The 17,722-nt window shown below is 69.7% G+C and carries 17 protein-coding genes; 7 read left to right on the top strand and 10 right to left on the bottom strand.

The genetic code is table 11. The annotated features are described in order from the left end of the window. Positions 1-9: 9 nt before the first annotated feature. From mctP to EFK10_RS31050, 3 genes are all read right to left on the bottom strand, one after another. Positions 10-1,641, bottom strand: a complete 1,632-nt coding sequence (mctP, locus tag EFK10_RS31060; protein ID WP_127358981.1) for a monocarboxylate uptake permease MctP — start codon at positions 1,639-1,641, stop codon at positions 10-12. After that, entirely contained in the window at positions 1,638-1,895 is a 258-nt protein-coding gene (locus tag EFK10_RS31055; RefSeq protein ID WP_127358980.1) for a DUF3311 domain-containing protein, read from the bottom strand. Before EFK10_RS31055 ends, mctP begins: the two co-directional genes overlap by 4 nt. 79 nt (positions 1,896-1,974) lie before the next feature. Then, the gene (locus EFK10_RS31050) at positions 1,975-2,754 is read right to left on the bottom strand and encodes a GntR family transcriptional regulator (RefSeq protein WP_240677582.1); all 780 of its coding nucleotides are present in this window, start codon (positions 2,752-2,754) and stop codon (positions 1,975-1,977) included. 190 nt (positions 2,755-2,944) lie between these two features. Between EFK10_RS31050 and EFK10_RS31045 the strand changes: the two genes are divergently transcribed. The 6 genes from EFK10_RS31045 (at position 2,945) to EFK10_RS31020 (ending at position 10,698) form a co-directional block, all read left to right on the top strand. After that, positions 2,945-4,228: an extracellular solute-binding protein gene (locus EFK10_RS31045; protein ID WP_127358979.1), complete on the top strand. Its 1,284-nt coding sequence runs from the start codon at positions 2,945-2,947 to the stop codon at positions 4,226-4,228. 45 nt (positions 4,229-4,273) lie between these two features. Continuing rightward, positions 4,274-5,296: a carbohydrate ABC transporter permease gene (locus tag EFK10_RS31040; RefSeq protein ID WP_127358978.1), complete on the top strand. Its 1,023-nt coding sequence runs from the start codon at positions 4,274-4,276 to the stop codon at positions 5,294-5,296. Beyond that, entirely contained in the window at positions 5,293-6,111 is an 819-nt protein-coding gene (locus EFK10_RS31035) for a carbohydrate ABC transporter permease (protein ID WP_127358977.1), read from the top strand. Before EFK10_RS31040 ends, EFK10_RS31035 begins: the two co-directional genes overlap by 4 nt. After that, positions 6,108-7,592 carry a glycoside hydrolase family 3 protein gene (locus tag EFK10_RS31030; RefSeq protein ID WP_127358976.1) on the top strand — a complete coding sequence of 495 codons (1,485 nt, stop codon included), beginning with the start codon at positions 6,108-6,110 and terminating at the stop codon, positions 7,590-7,592. Before EFK10_RS31035 ends, EFK10_RS31030 begins: the two co-directional genes overlap by 4 nt. A gap of 30 nt (positions 7,593-7,622) precedes the next feature. Next, on the top strand, positions 7,623-8,693 hold the full coding sequence (locus EFK10_RS31025; protein ID WP_127358975.1) for an SIS domain-containing protein: 1,071 nt from the start codon (positions 7,623-7,625) through the stop codon (positions 8,691-8,693). A gap of 547 nt (positions 8,694-9,240) precedes the next feature. Beyond that, positions 9,241-10,698, top strand: a complete 1,458-nt coding sequence (locus EFK10_RS31020) for a sensor histidine kinase (RefSeq protein WP_127359003.1) — start codon at positions 9,241-9,243, stop codon at positions 10,696-10,698. Positions 10,699-10,841: 143 nt separating this feature from the next. On the opposite strand, the gene EFK10_RS31015 is transcribed toward EFK10_RS31020, so the two are convergent. Further along, on the bottom strand, positions 10,842-11,099 hold the full coding sequence (locus tag EFK10_RS31015) for a WhiB family transcriptional regulator (protein WP_018563321.1): 258 nt from the start codon (positions 11,097-11,099) through the stop codon (positions 10,842-10,844). 320 nt (positions 11,100-11,419) lie between these two features. Continuing rightward, a complete protein-coding gene (locus tag EFK10_RS31010; RefSeq protein ID WP_127358974.1) occupies positions 11,420-12,391 on the bottom strand; it encodes a diacylglycerol/lipid kinase family protein in 972 nt (323 codons plus the stop codon). A 92-nt stretch (positions 12,392-12,483) separates the two neighbouring features. Here EFK10_RS31010 and EFK10_RS31005 point away from each other — a divergent pair, with 92 nt between their 5' ends. Further along, a complete protein-coding gene (locus EFK10_RS31005; RefSeq protein WP_127358973.1) occupies positions 12,484-12,903 on the top strand; it encodes a hypothetical protein in 420 nt (139 codons plus the stop codon). Positions 12,904-12,967: 64 nt separating this feature from the next. On the opposite strand, the gene EFK10_RS31000 is transcribed toward EFK10_RS31005, so the two are convergent. From EFK10_RS31000 to EFK10_RS30980, 5 genes are all read right to left on the bottom strand, one after another. Next, complete coding sequence (locus EFK10_RS31000) at positions 12,968-13,882, bottom strand: RNA polymerase sigma factor SigF (protein WP_127358972.1); 915 nt, start codon at positions 13,880-13,882, stop codon at positions 12,968-12,970. Between the two features lie 100 nt (positions 13,883-13,982). Continuing rightward, positions 13,983-14,396: an ATP-binding protein gene (locus EFK10_RS30995; protein WP_127358971.1), complete on the bottom strand. Its 414-nt coding sequence runs from the start codon at positions 14,394-14,396 to the stop codon at positions 13,983-13,985. 162 nt (positions 14,397-14,558) lie between these two features. Continuing rightward, complete coding sequence (locus tag EFK10_RS30990; protein ID WP_127358970.1) at positions 14,559-15,068, bottom strand: GNAT family N-acetyltransferase; 510 nt, start codon at positions 15,066-15,068, stop codon at positions 14,559-14,561. A 191-nt stretch (positions 15,069-15,259) separates the two neighbouring features. Beyond that, the gene (locus EFK10_RS30985) at positions 15,260-16,153 is read right to left on the bottom strand and encodes a 1-aminocyclopropane-1-carboxylate deaminase/D-cysteine desulfhydrase (protein ID WP_127358969.1); all 894 of its coding nucleotides are present in this window, start codon (positions 16,151-16,153) and stop codon (positions 15,260-15,262) included. Positions 16,154-16,163: 10 nt separating this feature from the next. Beyond that, positions 16,164-17,654: a hypothetical protein gene (locus tag EFK10_RS30980; protein ID WP_240677581.1), complete on the bottom strand. Its 1,491-nt coding sequence runs from the start codon at positions 17,652-17,654 to the stop codon at positions 16,164-16,166. Positions 17,655-17,722 lie beyond the last annotated feature (68 nt).

The following is a 17,722-nucleotide window of genomic DNA, read 5'->3' as shown; positions in this document are numbered from 1 at the left end:
AGCGGTCTGCTAGGCGGTCGCGGTCACCGGCAGGTCCGGTTCCACGCCCGGCTCGCCGGAGTCCGCCGTGTAGTCGGAGGGCGCTGTCTCGTCGATGCCGTCGGGGGTCTTGAGGGCCCGGAAGGCGAAGGTCAGGACGATGGCGACGACGGCGTTCAGAACGAATGCCGTGAGGCCGATGTAGCCGATCTGGCCGATGACGGGGATGGTGTCGGAGGAGCCGCCGAAGTGCTTCTGGGTGAGGCTGGCGACGCCGTACGCCTTCCAGGTGCCGTAGATCATGCCGACGGCCCAGCCGGCCAGCAGGGCCCAGCGGTGGAACCAGCGGGTGAAGAGGCCGCCGACCAGGGCGGGGAAGGTCTGGAGGATCCAGATGCCGCCCAGGAGCTGGAAGTTGATGGCGACCGTCTTGTCCATGGTGAGGACGAAGACCAGGGCGCCGACCTTGACCAGCAGCGAGACGAGCTTGCTGACCTTGGTCTCCTGCGCGGGGGTGGCGTCGGGCTTCAGGAAGTCCTTGTAGATGTTCCGGGTGAAGAGGTTCGCCGCCGCGATCGACATAATGGCCGCCGGGACCAGCGCGCCGATCCCGATGGCCGCGAAGGCGACGCCCGCGAACCACGACGGGAACATGTTCTCGAAGAGCTGGGGGATGGCCAGCTGGCCGTTGTAGCCGACGACGCCCTTTCCGACGCCGCTTGCCAGCGCCATGAAGCCGAGCATGGCCAGCAGGCCGAGCATCAGCGAGTACAGCGGCAGCACCGTGGTGTTGCGGCGGATCACGTTGCGGCTCCGCCCGGACAGCACGGCCGTCACCGAGTGCGGGTACATGAACAGCGCCAGGGCCGAGCCGAGCGCCAGCGTGCCGTAGGCCCACTGCGCCGTCTCCGGCGGTGCCAGGGCGCCGCGCGCCTTGCCCGTCGCCGGGTTGACCTGGGAGTACGCGCTGCTTGCCTTGGCGAAGATGCTGTCGAAGCCGCCGAGCCGGTACGGGATGTAGATGATCGCCACCGCGATGACGATGTAGATCAGGGCGTCCTTGACGAAGGCGATCAGCGCGGGCGCTCGCAGCCCCGAGGAGTAGGTGTAAGCGGCCAGCACGCCGAAGGCGATGAGCAGCGGCAGGTCCTTGACGAACCAGTTGTCCGAGGAGCTGCCGCCGACGCCCATGACGTCAAGCACCGCCTGGATGCCGACCAGTTGGAGCGCGATGTACGGCATCGTGGCGAGGATGCCGGTGATCGCCACCGCCAGGGAGAGCCCCTTGGAGCCGAAGCGGCCACGGACGAAGTCCGAGGTCGTCACGTATCCGTGCTTGTGGGAGACCGACCACAGCCTCGGCAGGAAGGTGAAGATCAGCGGGTAGACCAGGATCGTGTAGGGCACCGCGAAGAAGCCGGCCGCGCCCGCCGCGTAGACCGCCGCCGGGACGGCGACGAAGGTGTACGCGGTGTACAGGTCGCCGCCGAGCAGGAACCAGGTGACCCAGGAGCCGAACGAGCGGCCGCCCAGGCCCCATTCGTCGAGGTGGAGGGCGTTCTCGGCCTTGCGCCAGCGCGCGGCGAGGAAGCCCATGACCGTGACGGCCAGGAAGAAGAAGATGAAGACGCCGAGCGCGACGCCGTTCACGCCGTCCTTCATGCCGAACCCCCCTTGCGTGCGCGCTCCTCGCGGCGGACGAGCACGTACGCCGTGTAGGTCAGCGCGGACGAGATGAACACCCAGAGCATCTGGTACCAGTAGAAGAACGGAATACCGATGAACTCCGGCGTCAGCCTGGCGTACGAGCCGACCCACAGCATCGCGACGAACGGTAGGACAAGGCACAAGCCGACGATCACGCGCGTCGGCGTGACGACCGGCAAGCGGTCGGAAGTTCCTGGTGAATCGGACATTGCGGGGGCTCCGTCCCTCTGCGCCGGCTCTCATTCTGTGTAACGCGCAGGAAATCTAGGGCAGAGATCAACGGTCCGTCTACGGGCGCCGCAGCCTCGCGACGAATTTGTACCGGTCGCCGCGGTAGACGGAGCGCACCCACTCCACCGGCTCGCCCGTCGTGTCGATGGAGTGCCGGGACAGCATCAGCATCGGCAGCCCGACATCCGTTCCCAGCAGCCCGGCCTCACGCGGGGTGGCCAGCGAGGTCTCGATGGTCTCCTCCGCTTCTGCGAGGCGTACGTCGTAAACCTCCGCCAGCGCGGTGTAGAGCGAGGAATACTTGGCGAGGCTGCGGCGCAGTGCCGGGAAGCGCTTGGCCGAGAGGTGGGTGGTCTCGATGGCCATCGGCTCGCTGTTGGCCAGCCGCAGCCGCTCGATGCGCAGCACGCGGCCGCCGGGCTTCATGTCGAGCAGTTCGGCGAGCCGGTCGTCTGCGGTGATGTAGCCGATGTCGAGCAGCTGGGAGGTCGGTTCCAGACCCTGGGCGCGCATGTCCTCGGTGTACGAGGTGAGTTGGAGCGCCTGGGAAACCTTGGGCTTGGCGACGAAGGTGCCCTTGCCCTGGATACGCTCGAGTCGGCCTTCGACGACCAATTCCTGCAGCGCCTGCCGTACGGTCGTACGGGAGGTGTCGAAGTCGGCGGCCAGGGTGCGTTCGGGCGGCACGGGTGAGCCGGGCGGCATGGTCTTGGTCAGGTCGAGCAGATGGCGCTTGAGCCGGTAGTACTTGGGCACGCGCGCGGTCCGCCCGGCGGTCGTCGCCGCGTTCTCCGGGCCGTCCAGGACCTGTGCGTCGGTCTCGCCGTCGCTCTGCATGCTTCCTCCGTTACGAGTCAAACCCACATCGTGGCACGGGCCGTGCCGAACGTGCGGCGTAGGCCCAGGTGTCGGTCCGGTAACGGACTCGCCAGGGGTTCTTATACACCCTTGACACCCCTAAAGGTCTAGGCCAAGCTCTCGACCACTGGTCTACACCACTTGGTACCACGGCCCTGGGGAGGGTGTTGTGAAGCGCAAGCTGATCGCGGCGATCGGTGTCGCGACAATGGTCGCCGGCGTTGCGGCCTGCGGTTCGGGCAAGGGATCCGACAAGGCCGCGTCGCCCACGTCGATCACGGTATGGCTGACGGTCGACGCCCAGAACAACTGGCCTGATCTGGTCAAGCAGGCCGACGCGGCGCTGAAGAAGGTGCACCCCGGCGTGACGGTCAAGCACGAGTACTACGCCTGGACGGACAAGAACACCAAGTTCGACGCGGTGCTGGCCTCGGACAAGGCCCCCGACGTGATCGAGATGGGCAACACCGAGATGCTCGGCTACGAGATCAAGGGTGCCTTCGCCGAGCTCGACCCGTCGAAGTTCGACAACTCGTCCGCCTGGCTCGACGGCCTCAAGGCCTCCGGCTCCTACAACGGCAAGACCTACGGCGTCCCGTACTACGCCGGCGCCCGCGTGGCCGCCTGGCGTACGGACATCGCCGCCGCGGCCGGGGTGAAGACCGTCCCGACCACGTACACCGAGCTGACCGCCGACCTGGACAAGATCCAGAAGAAGGAAGGCGCGAAGTTCAACGCCTGGTACCAGCCCTCCCGTGACTGGTACGCGGCCATGTCCTTCGTCTACGACGCCGGCGGCGCCATCGCCACCGACAGCGGCGGCGGCACCTTCAAGGCGAGTCTGTCCAGCGCTGAGTCCGTCAAGGGCCTGACCGCATGGAAGGACGCCCTCGGCAAGTACATGCACGGCGACCTCACCAAGGACGAGTCCGACCGCTACATCGTCTTCGGCCAGGGCAAGTCCGCGATGATCTACGGCGCGAGCTGGGAGGGCGGCGCGGCCGCCGACCCGAAGGTCGACAAGACCGGCGGCAAGCTCAAGACCAACCTGGCCCAGTTCGTCTTCCCGGGCCCGTCCGGCAAGAACATGCCGGTCTTCCTCGGCGGCTCGGACCTCGCCGTCCCGGTCAAGTCGAAGGCCCAGGACCTGGCCTCCGAGTGGATCAACGACTTCTCCGGCACCTCCGGCCAGAAGATCCTGATCAGCAAGGGCAACCTGCCCAACAACAAGACCCAGCTCGCCCCTCTCAAGTCCGCCGCGGCCACCAAGGCCACCGCGACCGCCGCCGAGAGCAGCTGGTTCATCCCCGCCGCCTCCGGCTGGAGCAAGGTCGAGAAGGCGCAGATCCTCCAGGACATGCTCCAGTCCATCGCGACCGGCAAGAAGACGGTCGAGCAGGCGACCAAGGACGCCGACACCGCCATCGACGCGGTCATCAACAGCACCAACTGAGGCCGGGGCTGACGGAACCGAAGACGGATCGCTGAGGAGCACGTGATGAGTGCCGCCGAGACCACCACGCCAAAGGTGCCGCCGACGCGGCACTCATCACCGCCCCCGGGCACCGGGCCCGGAGCCGGCGCCGAGCCGGCCCCCGCGTCAAGACCGGGCAAGGGCCGCGGGGGCCGCATGGGCGGCAGCGCCGTGCCCTGGGCCCTGCTCGCTCCCACGATGCTGGTGCTGGGCCTCGTCATGGGCTACCCCCTCGTACGACTGGTCACCCTGTCCCTCCAGGTTTTCGGGCAACCCCAGTTGTGGGGCTTCAAGCCCGCCGAATGGACCGGGCTCGACAACTACACCTCGATCCTCGGGGACGGCGAGTTCTGGCAGGTCGTCTGGCGGACCGTCTGGTTCGCGGGCGGGGCGGTAGTGCTCACCATCGCGCTGGGGATGCTGATCGCGCTGCTGCTGCAGCGGGTGTCCCCGTGGGTGAAGACCCTGGTGAACATCGCGCTGGTGGCCAGCTGGGCCATGCCGGTCATCGTCGCCGTCACCGTCTTCAAGTGGATGTTCGACAGTGACTACGGCGTCCTCAACTGGCTGATCAGCAAGCTGCCCGGGGTCGACTACGACGGCCACAACTGGTTCGCCACCGGCCCGCAGGGCCTCACCGTCATCATGCTGCTGGTCGTCTGGGGCGCGGTGCCGTTCGTCGCCATCACCCTCGGCGCGGGCCTCACCCAGGTCCCCAAGGAGCTGGAGGAGGCCGCACGCCTCGACGGCGCCGGGCCGCTGGGCATCTTCCGCTACGTCACGCTGCCGATCCTCAAGCCGATCATCGTGATGCTGACGACGCTCTCGGTGATCTGGGACATGGGCGTCTTCCCGCAGGTCTACCTGATGCGCGGCGGCCACCCCGAGCCCGAGTTCCAGCTGCTCACCACCTACTCGTACACCAAGGCCTTCGTGGTCAACGACTACGGCGGCGGCTCGGCCATCGCCCTGATCACCGTGGCCCTGCTGCTGGGTGTGGTGGCCGTCTACATGCGCCAGATGCTGAAGATCGGAGAGGTCGAGTGAAGACGAGCCGACTCGGCTACAACACTCTGGGACTGCTGGTCTTCGTGACCATCGGCTTCCCCGTCTACTGGATGCTCAACACGGCCTTCAAGCCGGCCAAGGACGCCATCGACCCCACCCCGCACTTCATCCCGTGGCCGGTGTCGCTGGACAACTTCCGGCGGGCGCTCAGCATTTCCGACTTCTGGGGCCCGGTCGGCCGCAGCCTGATCGTGTCGCTGAGCACGGTCGGAATCGGTCTGGTGGTCGGCCTGCTGGCGGCGCTGGCGATCTCCCGCTTCGCCTTCCGGGGGCGGAAGATCGTGATCGTCGGCATCCTCGCGGTGCAGATGGTGCCGCTGGTCGCCATGATCATTCCGGTGTTCCTGCTGCTCAACGACCTTGGCCAGTACGACAAGCTGCCGGGTCTGATCCTCACGTACCTGACCTTCATCCTGCCCTTCACGGTCTGGACGCTGCGCGGATTCATCGTCAACATCCCCAAGGAGCTGGAGGAGGCGGCCATGGTCGACGGCTGCAGCCGCACCGGCGCCTTCGTCCGCGTGGTCTTCCCGCTGCTCGCCCCCGGGCTGGTCGCCACCTCCATCTACGGCTTCATCCAGGCCTGGAACGAGTATCTGTACGCCCTGATGCTGCTGAGCCAGCAGCATCAGACCGCCACGGTCTGGCTGAGCAACTTCACCACCCAGCACGGCACCGAGTACGCGCCGATGATGGCGGGTTCCACGATGATGGCGATCCCCGTGGTCATCCTGTTCCTGCTGGTCCAGCGCAAGATGGCCGCCGGCCTCACCGCGGGGGCGGTGAAGGGATGACCGACCTCGTGACGACCGACAGCATCGCGCGGGACGCGCTCGCGGTCCTCCAGCCCGGCTTCGAAGGCACGACCGCCCCCGAGTGGCTGCTCCGGCGGCTCGATGAGGGCCTCGGCTCCGTGGCCCTGTTCTCCCGAAACATCGAGTCGCCGGAGCAGCTGGCCAAGCTCACCGCCCAGCTGCGCGAGGTACGCCCCGACGTGCTGGTCGCCGCCGACGAGGAGGGCGGCGACGTCACGCGCCTCGAGGCCCGGGGCGGCTCGTCCTTCCCCGGCAACCTTGCCCTCGGCGCGGTCGACGACGCCGAGCTGACCCGCTCAGTCGCAGCCGAACTCGGCCGCCGGCTCGCCGCCTGCGGGGTCAACTTCAACTGGGCGCCCTCCGCCGATGTCAACTCCGACCCGGACAACCCCGTCATCGGGGTGCGCTCCTTCGGCGCCGAGGCCTGGCGCGTCGCCCGGCACACGGCCGCCTATATCGAGGGCCTGCAGTCGGCCGGCGTCGCCGCCTGCACCAAGCACTTCCCCGGCCACGGCGACACCGCCGTCGACTCCCACCACGCCCTCCCGCGCGTCGACGTGCCGCTGGCCACCCTGCGCACGCGCGAGCTGATGCCCTTCCGGGCGGCCATAGCGGTCGGCACCAAGGCCGTCATGAGCGCCCACCTCCTCGTCCCGGCGATCGACCCGGACCTCCCCGGCACGCTCAGCCGGGCCGTTCTGACCGGGCTGCTGCGCGAAGAGCTCGGCTACGACGGCCTCATCGTCACCGACGGCATCGACATGGGGGCGATCGCCGACACGTACGGCATCGAGCGCGGCACCGTCCTCGCCCTGGCCGCCGGGGCCGACGCCATCTGCGTCGGCGGGGGACCGTCCGACGAGGGGACCGTGGTCGCCCTGCGCGACGCGATCGTACGGGCCGTACGCGTCGGCGACCTCCCTGAGCAGCGGCTGGCGGAGGCCGCCGCCCGGGTCCGCGAGGTGGCCGAGTGGACCGCCACCGCCGCCGGACCCCAGCGGGCCCCGGACTTCGAGGTCGGCCTCACCGCCGCCCGCCGGGCCCTCCGGGTGACCCGCAGCGAGGGGTACGTACCGCTCACGTCGCCGCCGTACGTCGCCGCCTTCACGCCGGTCGCCAACATCGCCGTCGGGGACGTGACGCCCTGGGGCGTCGCGGCCGAGCTGGAACGGCTGTTCCCCGGCACGGTGACGGGCGCTTTCCGGGAAGAGGACGCTTTGTCGGCAAATGTGCTGCGTCTGGCGGGTGACCGTAGGATCGTCGCTGTGGTTCGCGACGTCCACCGTCATCCCTGGATGGCCGCAGCCCTCGGCGCCCTGATCGCCGCCCGGCCCGACACGGTCGTGGTGGAGATGGGGGTGCCGCAGGCCCTGCCCTCCGGCGCGCTGCACATCGCGACCCATGGCGCGGCCCGCGTGTGCGGGCAGGCGGCCGCGGAGGTCATCGCCGGCCAGGAGTGATCGCACGACCCAGCTACGGAGGCAGCACGAATGTCCGACACGAATCCGACCCTGCCCGTCCATACGCCGGGTCGGATCATGTCCGGCGAGATGGCCGAGCAGCCTGCGGTACTCCGCCGCATACTCGAAGAGGGCGCGCCCCACATCCGCGAGGTTGCCGAGCGGATCGCCGCCCGCAACCCGCGCTTCGTCCTCCTCTCCGCGCGCGGCACCTCCGACAATGCGGCGCTCTACGCGAAGTACCTGATCGAGGTGCTGCTGGGTAAGCCGGCCGGCCTCTCCTCGATGTCCACGACGACGGCGTACGGGGCCAAGCCCGACCTGACGGATGTCCTGGTCATCACCGTCAGCCAGTCCGGCGGCTCACCGGATCTGGTCGCCTCCACCTGGGCCGCCCGGGAGGCCGGCGCGATCACGCTGGCGGTGACCAACAACCCGGACTCGCCGCTCGCTGAGGTCTCCGAGTTCCACATCGACGTCCTGGCCGGCCCCGAGAAGGCGCTCCCGGCGACCAAGACGTACACGGCCGAACTGCTGTCCCTCTACCTGTTCGTGGAGGGCCTGCGCGGCGGCGACGGCAACCACGCCAAGATCCTCCCCGAGCTGGCCGAGCAGATCCTTGCCCGCCAGTCCGAGGTCAAGGCTCTCGCCGCCCGCTACCGCTTCGCCGACCGGCTCGTCCTCACCTCGCGGGGCTACGGCTACCCGACGGCCAGGGAAGCCGCCCTGAAGCTGATGGAGACCAGCTACATCCCGGCACTGGCCTTCTCCGGCGCCGACCTCCTGCACGGCCCCCTCGCCATGGTCGACAACGTCTCCCCGGTCATCGCCATCGTCACGGAAGGCAAGGGCGGCCAGGCCCTCCAGCCCGTCCTGGACCGCCTCCGAGGCCGCGGCGCCGACCTCGTCGTCATCGGCAACCGCGAGTCCGTCGAGGCTGCCTCCGCCGGCTTCGCCCTCCCCACCGAAGGCGTCGCCGAGGAGGTGCAGCCCATCCTCGAGATCCTGCCCCTCCAGATGCTCGCGTACGAAGTCACCATCGCCCGCGGCCAGGACCCCGACGTCCCCCGCGCCCTCGCCAAGGTCACCGAGACCCACTGACGCGCCCTGTGACGCCGTTGTTCCCCCCACCCCGCCCCTTCCCGAAACCAGGGGCGCTGCCCCCAGACCCGGCACACCCGGGCGCTTCGCGCCGGGTGTCACCGGCCGGCGTAAACGGCCACTGAGTGCGGGGCGGACCGGAAACCGCAGCCACGCACTCGGTGGTGTGGGCCGGGACTGTGAGGCCCCGTAAACGCACTTCGGGCCGCGGCGCCGGGACGGGACCCTCAACCCATCCGGCACCGCAGCCCGGAGCTGCCGTCGGACCGTGGCGCGCGAGGTGTGCGGTTCCTCGCGGGCCCGTAGGGCCGACCGTGAGACCGGGGCGCAGTCAGGGCAGAGAGCGCCGGGGCCTCGCTCCGTCCTCCTGTGCGGGGAGGACGGAAGTCAATTGGAGTTTTCTGTTTCAATTCTGGACTAGACCACTCGCCGCTGTCCACAAAATCCAGGGAACAACGCAGTCAGATCATAAGCTGTTCAACCGCCGCGTGGGGACTGGATGTGAGCGCTTGCCATGAGCGCGGGTACGCTCACTTGTGTGCCCTCCATGAACGATCTCGTACGCCAGCACACCGCACTCGATGATTCCGATCTCGAATGGCTGCATCTGCTGGTCTCGGAGTGGCAGTTGCTCTCCGACCTCTCCTTCGCGGACCTGGTTCTCTGGGTCCCGACCCGCGACGGCACACGCTATGTCTCGGTGGCACAGATGCGCCCGAACACCGGGCCCACCTCCTACCAGGACGACATGGTCGGCCACCTGGTTCCGCGGGGCCGCCGGCCGATGCTGGACGCCGCGCTGGACGAGGGGCGGATCGTACGGGAGGGGGACCCGGAGTGGCGCGAGGAGGTGCCGGTACGGGTCGAGTCGATCCCCGTACGGCGTGAGGGGCGGGTCCTCGGGGTGATCGCCCGCAACACCAATCTGCTGACCGTGCGGACGCCGAGCCGGCTCGAACTGACCTATCTCCAGAGCGCGTCAGACCTGGCGCAGATGATCGCTGCCGGGTCCTTCCCCTTCCCGGCCGAGCAGCTCGACATGGACGCCTCGCCGCGCGCCGGTGACGGCCTGATCCGGCTGGACGCGGACGGCGTCGTCCAGTACGCCAGCCCCAACGCGCTCTCCGCGTATCACCGCCTGGGCCTGGCCACCGACCTCGTAGGGCATCACCTGGGCGAGACGACCGCCGACCTCGCCCCGGCGCGCGGCCCGGTCCACGAGGGGCTGGTGAAACTGGCGAGCGGCTGGGCACCGCGCGAGACGGAGGTCGAGGGCAACGACGGGGTGATCCAGATGCGGGCGATCCCGCTCAGCCCGAAGGGCAACCGGATCGGCTCGCTCGTCCTGCTCCGCGATGTGACCGAACTGCGCCGCCGTGAGCGGGAGTTGATAACCAAGGACGCGACCATCCGGGAGATCCACCACCGGGTGAAGAACAACCTCCAGACGGTCGCGGCCCTGTTGCGCCTCCAGGCCCGCCGCATCGACTCCGACAGGGGGCGTGAGGCGCTGGAGGAGGCGGTCCGCCGGGTCGGCTCGATCGCGATCGTGCACGAGACGCTGTCGCAGAACCTGGACGAGCGTGTCGAGTTCGACGAGATCGCCGACCGGGTGCTGGCCATGGTCGCCGAGATCTCGCCCGGCAAGGTTGTCACCCGCCGTTCCGGCCGCTTCGGCATCCTCACCGCCGAGGTCGCCACCCCGCTGTCCATGGTCCTGACCGAACTGCTTCAGAACGCCCTGGAGCACGGCTTCGGCCCCGGCGAGCAGGGCACTGTCGAGGTGACCGCCACTCGCGCGGCCGCCCCGGACGACCAGCTGACGATCACCGTACGGGACAACGGACGCGGCCTGCCCGACGGCTTCGAGCCGCAGACCGCGGGCAACCTGGGCCTGCAGATCGTACGGACCCTGGTGGTCGGCGAGTTGGGCGGCACCTTCGACATGGTGCCTGCCGAGGGGCGCGGCACTCAGGTCGTGCTCGAACTGCCGCTGGAGGCCTAGTAGACGGCAAGCCCGAACAGCAAGAAGCCCCGGCTGCTCGGGGGAGCAACCGGGGTTCTGCGTCATACGTTGAGCTTTTTAAAGCTGGGTGCTGCGCGTATTAGGAGGTGCTGCGCGCTGCGGCTCGGGGGTAAGCGGGCGCGTCAGGCGCTGGCGTTACGGGCGCGGTTGCGGGCGGCGCGGCGCTTCATCGCGCGACGCTCGTCCTCGCTGAGTCCGCCCCAGACGCCGGCGTCCTGGCCGGTCTCCAGCGCCCACTGCAGGCACTGCTCCATGACGGGGCAGCGACGGCAGACGGCCTTGGCTTCCTCGATCTGCAGCAGCGCAGGACCGGTGTTGCCGATGGGGAAGAAGAGCTCGGGGTCTTCCTCGCGGCAAACGGCGTTGTGACGCCAGTCCATGGCTGCTCCATCTCCTTGTGTTGCCTACAGGTTGCTTGTGAATGTGAACGCTTTCACGAATCCCCCCACACTGACACGGGACATCGCCCAGTCTCCTGGTGCGGTCCCGCTGGGGTGTTGGTGTGGATTCGGGCTCTCAAGGGGGCTCCGCTGAGGAACCGTCCCGATCGCCAAGAAGAGACTCGCAAACCTGGGCTGCGGATACAACCCCTTCCGGAAACTTTTTTTTGATTCCTCGGTGTCGACTAGGTCACAGCCGTACTTCCATGGGGTGTGGGGCAGTCTAAACGTTCGAGTAAAAGGAATGTAAGTCGTTCTGCTTACACAATCACACGCAGTGCACGGCGTACGCCTGTGAAGGTTGCGCTCGTACGCAGCCCCAGGTGGTCTCCGTCCACCTGGAACGGCAGTGGTGCCTGGGAATGCAAGGTGAAGTCGGTCAGGTCGTGAAGGGACGTGGCGTGCTTGCCGTGGGGCCCACGTTCCGGGGTCGAACGCAGGAGCTGGGTGGCGTAGCGGGCCACGGCGGGGGTGGAGAGCTTCGACAGGGCGAGCACGTCGAGCCCGGTGTCGAAGGAAGCCCGGGGCGATGCGTAGACCGGGCGGTTGCCCAGGTAAGTCCATGGCGAGGTGTTGCAGATGATCGCGAGGATCAGATCGGTGACCGGGTCCGCGTCCGGGCGCTCCAGGATGATCCCGCCGCCGGCGCGGCGGTTGGGCTCGGCCAGGAACTGCCGGAGGACCTGGCGTATATAGAGGGCGTGCGTGGACTTCCTGCCGTGCTCGCGCTGCTGTTCCACCCGGCCGACCACGCCCGCGTCGAAGCCGAAGCCCGCGCAGAAGGTGAACCAGCGCGACGGCACGCCCTCGTCCTCGCTGCCCGGGGTGCCACTGACCAGGCCGAGGCCGACGGTGCGTGAGGTGCGGTCGCGCAGCGCGTCGAGAACGGCACCGGTGGCCTCCACGGCGTCGTTCGGCAGGCCCAGGGCACGCGCGAAGACATTGGTCGAGCCGCCGGGCACCACCGCGAGCTTGGGCAGCCGCTCCGGGTCGGGGCCGTGGTACAGCAGCCCGTTGACCACCTCGTTGACCGTGCCGTCGCCGCCGAGCGCGACCACCAGCTCGATCTCGCCGCCCTCTGCCGCCTGCCGGGCCAGATCCCTGGCATGGCCGCGATACGCGGTGGCGACGACCTCCAGCTTCAGATCACTGGCCAGCGCGTGCGCAAGCACGTCACGCGTCCGCGCGCTGGTAGTGGTGGCAGCAGGGTTGACCACAAGGAGAGCGCGCATGCCCGCCAGGTTACCTACCGGGCGGTACCGCTTGCTGCCGGGTATCGGCCCCGGCTCCCGGCGGCCTGGCCCGGGCGGGCTACCCTGCTGGGGTGAGTGGTGAGCAGAGTTCAGCCGGGAAGCGCCGCACGCCGCGACTGACGGCAGCCGCCGCGGTCGCCGCCGCCGAGGGCGCCGCACTGGCCGCCTGGGGCGTCGCGCTGCTGGTGCTCGGCCTGGTCGGGGACCCGGACAGCCCGCAGCAGGCGGAGGCCGGCGGGCTGACCGTCCTGGCGCTGGCGGCGATGCCCTTGGCGGCCGCGTACGGGCTGTGGCACGCGCGGCGGTGGAGCCGCGGGCCGGCGCTGATCATCCAGCTGGTGGCGCTGCCGGTCGCCTGGACGATGAGCCAGAGCGGCGGCCCGATGATCGCGGCGGGCGCCGCGCTGGGCGCCGCCGCCGTGGCCGAGCTGGTGCTGCTCGTCCACCCGGCGGCGACGGACGCGCTGGGCATCGGGCGTACGGCCCAGTAGTCCTTCTCCTTACGCCGCTCGCTCTTCTTACGACCTGATCCACTCCCTATCGTGCACCAGGTCGTTACTCTTCGACCAGCAGTTTGTCGCGCAGCTGCGCGAGCGTACGGGCCAGCAGCCGGGAGACGTGCATCTGCGAGATGCCGACCTCCTCCGCGATCTGCGACTGCGTCATGTTGCCGAAGAACCGCAGCAGCAGGATCTTCTTCTCGCGCGGCGGCAGCTGCTCCAGCAGCGGCTTGAGCGACTCCCGGTACTCCACGCCCTCCAGCGCCTCGTCCATCGCGCCGAGGGTGTCGGCGACGGCCGGCGACTCGTCGTCCGTGTCCGGGACGTCGAGCGAGAGAGTGCTGTACGCGTTCGCGGATTCGAGGCCCTCCAGGACCTCCTCCTCCGTGATCTTGAGTTGCTCGGCCAGCTCATGGACCGTCGGCGCCCGGCCGTGCCGCTGCGACAGCTCGCCGGTGGCCGTGGTCAGCGACAGCCGCAGCTCCTGGAGCCGGCGCGGCACGCGCACCGCCCAGCCCTTGTCGCGGAAGTGCCGCTTGATCTCGCCGACGACGGTCGGGGTCGCGTACGTGGAGAACTCGACCCCGCGGTCGACGTCGAAGCGGTCGACGGACTTGATCAGCCCGATCGTGGCGACCTGGGTCAGGTCGTCCAGCGGCTCCCCGCGATTGCGGAAGCGGCGCGCGAGGTGCTCGACCAGCGGCAGGTGCATCCGCACCAGCTGGTTGCGCAGTTCGGCACGCTCGGGGGAGCCCGGCGGGAGCTTGTTCAGCTCCACGAACAGCGCCCGCGCGCCGGACCGGTCGTGCGGGTCGTGCTGCTCGTGCAGCTGTTCCTTGTCCATGGGTGCCTGCTCCGCCGCGTCCGTTCCGTCTCCGTCGTTGGGGGGCACGGGATGTTGCCGCGCCGCCTGCTGGGCAGGCACGACGTGGTCGCGCACATGGGATGCGCCGCTCTCAAGATCACTCATGGCGATCCCCCGTTCCGAGCACGGTTGTACCGTTACCGGTTCCGAAGGGAGCCGGGACACGCTGACCCCAGTGGGCGTGGGCTGCCTGCATCTGTGGACCTCACGCTTGTCCCGGGCCGGCACCGCGCTTCTTGTGCAGGCTGATGCTGACGGTTTTGTCCTCGGCCACCGTGGAGTCGACCTCTCCGGCCAGTGCGGACAGCACCGTCCAGGCGAAGGTGTCGCGCTCCGGCGCGCGGCCGTCGGTGGTGGGCGCCGAAACGGTCACCCACAGCGCGTCCCCGACGAGCCGGAAGACGCAGCTCAGCACACTGCCCGGGACGGCCTGTTGCAGCAGGATCGCGCACGCCTCGTCGACGGCGATGCGCAGGTCTTCGATCTCGTCGAGGGTGAAGTCCAAACGGGCCGCGAGTCCGGCGGTGGCCGTACGCAGCACCGACAGGTAGGCCCCCGCCGCGGGCAGCCGGACCTCGACGAAGTCCTTTGACCCGGGCTCGCCTGCGATCTGGGACACCCTCACCTCCACTGGATCTCTCGTTCTGTGGTTCTGGCGGTTCTGCGGTTCGCGAGCGACGCTATCGCGATCTGCGGTCGGATGTCGCCCGGACGGAGCACGCCCGGCCTGTCACCCATGGTAAGTGTACGAGTACGCACCGTGGCTAGAGGGTGGGCGGTCTCAATTCGAAAGTGATGCCGCTTTGTTGACATCTGCCTGGTGGGCAAGCGTACGCAGCGCTTCACCGGTGAGTCGCTGGACCGTCCATTCATCCTGGGGGCGGGCTCCGATCGACCGGTAGAAGCCGATCGACGGCTCGTTCCAGTCCAGTACTGCCCATTCAAAGCGCTCGTAGCCGCGTTCGACGCAGATTGCCGCGAGCGCGGCGAGCAACGCCTTGCCGTGACCGCCGCCGCGTGCCTCCGGGCGTACGAACAGATCCTCCAGATAGATCCCGTGCGTGCCCGTCCACGTCGAGAAGTTCCGGAACCACAGCGCGAAGCCCACCGGGGCGCCCGTGCCGTCGTCCTCGGCGATCAGCGCGAACACGGCCGGCTCCGCCCCGAAGAGCGCGTCGTGCAGCTGCTCCTGCGTGGCCCGCGCGCTCTCCAGTTCCCGCTCGTACTCGGCGAGTTCGCGGATCATCGCCCGGATCTCCGGTACGTCGGCAGGCAGTGCGGCTCGGATCATGCGCCCAAGGCTAACCCCTAGGGCCTGCCCGGTGGATCTCCGCGGTGTCACGGACTCCGGCACCAGCCCCTCGCGGCGTTGTCGTCAGTCAACGACTCCCCCAGTTCTGGCGGCTGGGGGAGACCCCACCGCGTTGCGATCGCACTCGCCGGAGCCCGCTCCTTCATCCACGGAGACCCACCGGGCAGGCCCTACCCGGTAATGACCGCTGCGACGGTCGTACCGGGGGCGAAGGCGCCCTCATCGGCGAGGGTGAAGACGCCGAGCAGCATCTTGGCGACGTAGACCCGGTCCAGGGGGAGCCCGTGGCGGGCGGTGAAGTCGTCGGCGAAGGCGTTGAGGCGTGGGGTGGTGCGGGCGTAGCCGCCGCAGTGGAAGCGGTCGTCCAGGGACCAGGTGCCTGTGGGGGAGCCGAAGGCGGCGGTCTGGAGCCGGAGGACGTCGTCGGCGAGGAAGGCGCCGCCGCGCAGGACGGGGAAGCCGATGGCGCGCTGGGCGGGGGAGAGGCCGGCGGCGAGTCCGGCGAGGGTGCCGCCGGTGCCGCAGGCGAGGGTGACGATGTCGACGGCGGTGTCTGCGCCGCGCAGTTCGTGGCCGAGGCCGGCGCAGCCGCGGGCGGCGAGGGCGTTGCTGCCGCCCTCGGGGATGACGTAGGCGGGGCCGAAACGGTCCAGGAGTGCGGCGAGCACATCGGGATCGGCCTTGCGCCGGTAGGTCGCGCGGTCGAGGAAGTGCAGGCGCATGCCGTCGGCGGCGGCGGTCGCCAGGGAGGGGTTCAGCGGGCGGTGGGCCAGTTCGTCGCCGCGTACGACTCCGATGGTGCGAAGGCCGAGAAGGCGGCCCGCCGCGGCTGTGGCCCGCAGGTGGTTGGAGTAGGCGCCGCCGAAGGTGAGAAGCGGGCCGTGCCCGGCTTCGGCGGCGGCGCGGAGGTTGAGGTGGAGCTTGCGGTACTTGTTGCCGGGCAGGTCGGGGTGGATGAGGTCGTCCCGCTTCAGCAGCAGCCGTATGCCGCGCCGGGTCAGCCGCTCGTCGTCGATCTCGGCGAGAGGCGAGGGCAGGGCCGCGTCCAGGGTCTCCGTCTCCACCCGGTCATTGTCACCGCGCCTGGGCGGAGGGGGAGACGTAGACCCGGTAGCCGTGGTGCGAGTGCAGGCCGGTCAGTGGGTGCGAGGCCCAGTGCTGGGCGTAGGACGGGACGTGGGTGTTCGGCGGGACGAACACAGCGACAGCTTCTGTGCGGGCGGTGGCCACGATGTCGGCGCGGGTCGTGTTCTGGTTGTGGCCGGAGACGTCGACGGAGCTGCAGCGGGCCTGGTAGGCGACCGGGATGGCCAGGTTGCCGGTGAGCAGGCAGGGCGGCCGCACGCCGTACGCGCGCAGGTCGGCGGCCATGCGGGCGTAGTCGCGGGTGCCGTTGGAGGCGACGCGGGCGGCGTGGTTGAGGATCAGGTTCTGGCTGACCAGCTGGGCCACGACCACGAGTGCGACCGCCGCCGTGGCGTAGGGCCGCAGGCGGGGCCGCGCGGGCCGTGCCACGGCGACCAGGAACTCCGCGACGGGGATGGAGAGCAGGGCGTAGGCGGGCAGCAGGAAGCGGGGGGCCGCGTAGCCGATGAGCAGGAGATACGGCACCGCCACCGAGAGCCCGCAGAGGGCGGGGAGCGCGGCACCGACGCGCCGCCGCAGCCGGGTGCTGACGTACACGCCGGCCGCCGCCGCGAGCGGCATGGCGAACCACCAGAGCGAGGCCTCGGGATGCCGCCAGGGCCCCGTGCAGGGGCGGCAGAGGGAAGGGCCGCCGGCGAGGGTGCGGAGCTGATCGTAGATGGCGACGTGCCAGCCGAGGCCGCCCTCGATCTGGCTGGAGCGGTTCAGGCGGGCGGCGACGCCGCCGTACGACACGTACGCCTCGACGATCCACTGTGCACCGCCCAGCGCAAGCCCCCCGACGACGGCCGCGAGCAGCACCGGGCGCCGCCACCGCCGTACGAACAGGGCGCCGAGGACCATGGGAAGGGCGAGCCAGGCCGCGTCGGAGGGCCGGAACAGCGCGGCGGCGGCCAGGGAGAGGACGAGCCCGACGACGGCGCGCCGGTCGTCCCGGTCCGTGGCGGCCCGCAGGAAACAACCGGCGGCCGCCAGCCCGCACAACGCGGTCCAGAAGTTCGGCATGGCCTGGAGACCGTAGAGCTGGGTGATCCACAGCCCCGCGAAGAGCACCCCGGCGAGGGCGAGCACGGGCACCGGGCGCAGCCGTCGCCAGACCCACAGGGCGAGGAAGAGGCCCGCGCCGGACAGCACGGCGAGGTAGACGCGGAGCGCGGCCTCGGAGGAGGTCAGGAGGGCCAGGGGGGCGACCAGAACCGGTACGCCACGGGCGCGCGGCGCGCTGAAGTAGGCGGCCGGGATGTGCGGCGCCACCTGGCTGGCGTACACCGACTCGTCCCAGCCCAGGCCGAGGCCGGGCCCGACGAAGATCAGCTGCGCGCCGGTGAAGGCGGCCGCCACGACGGCGAGCCACCACACCGACTGCCACTTCCCGGCGGTTGTCGCCCGGAGGCGGGGCAGCAGGTGAGGCGCCGCCACTTCCCCTGTCGTCGACATCGTTTCCCCATCCGGCATTGAGAGCACTACACGCTGTAGGGTAGCGGGTG

This window comes from Streptomyces soli (genome assembly GCF_003999195.1).
Lineage (GTDB): Bacteria > Actinomycetota > Actinomycetes > Streptomycetales > Streptomycetaceae > Actinacidiphila > Actinacidiphila soli.
Note: the sequence above shows the minus strand (reverse complement) of the source record. Positions and strands in the feature narration are given on the sequence as shown.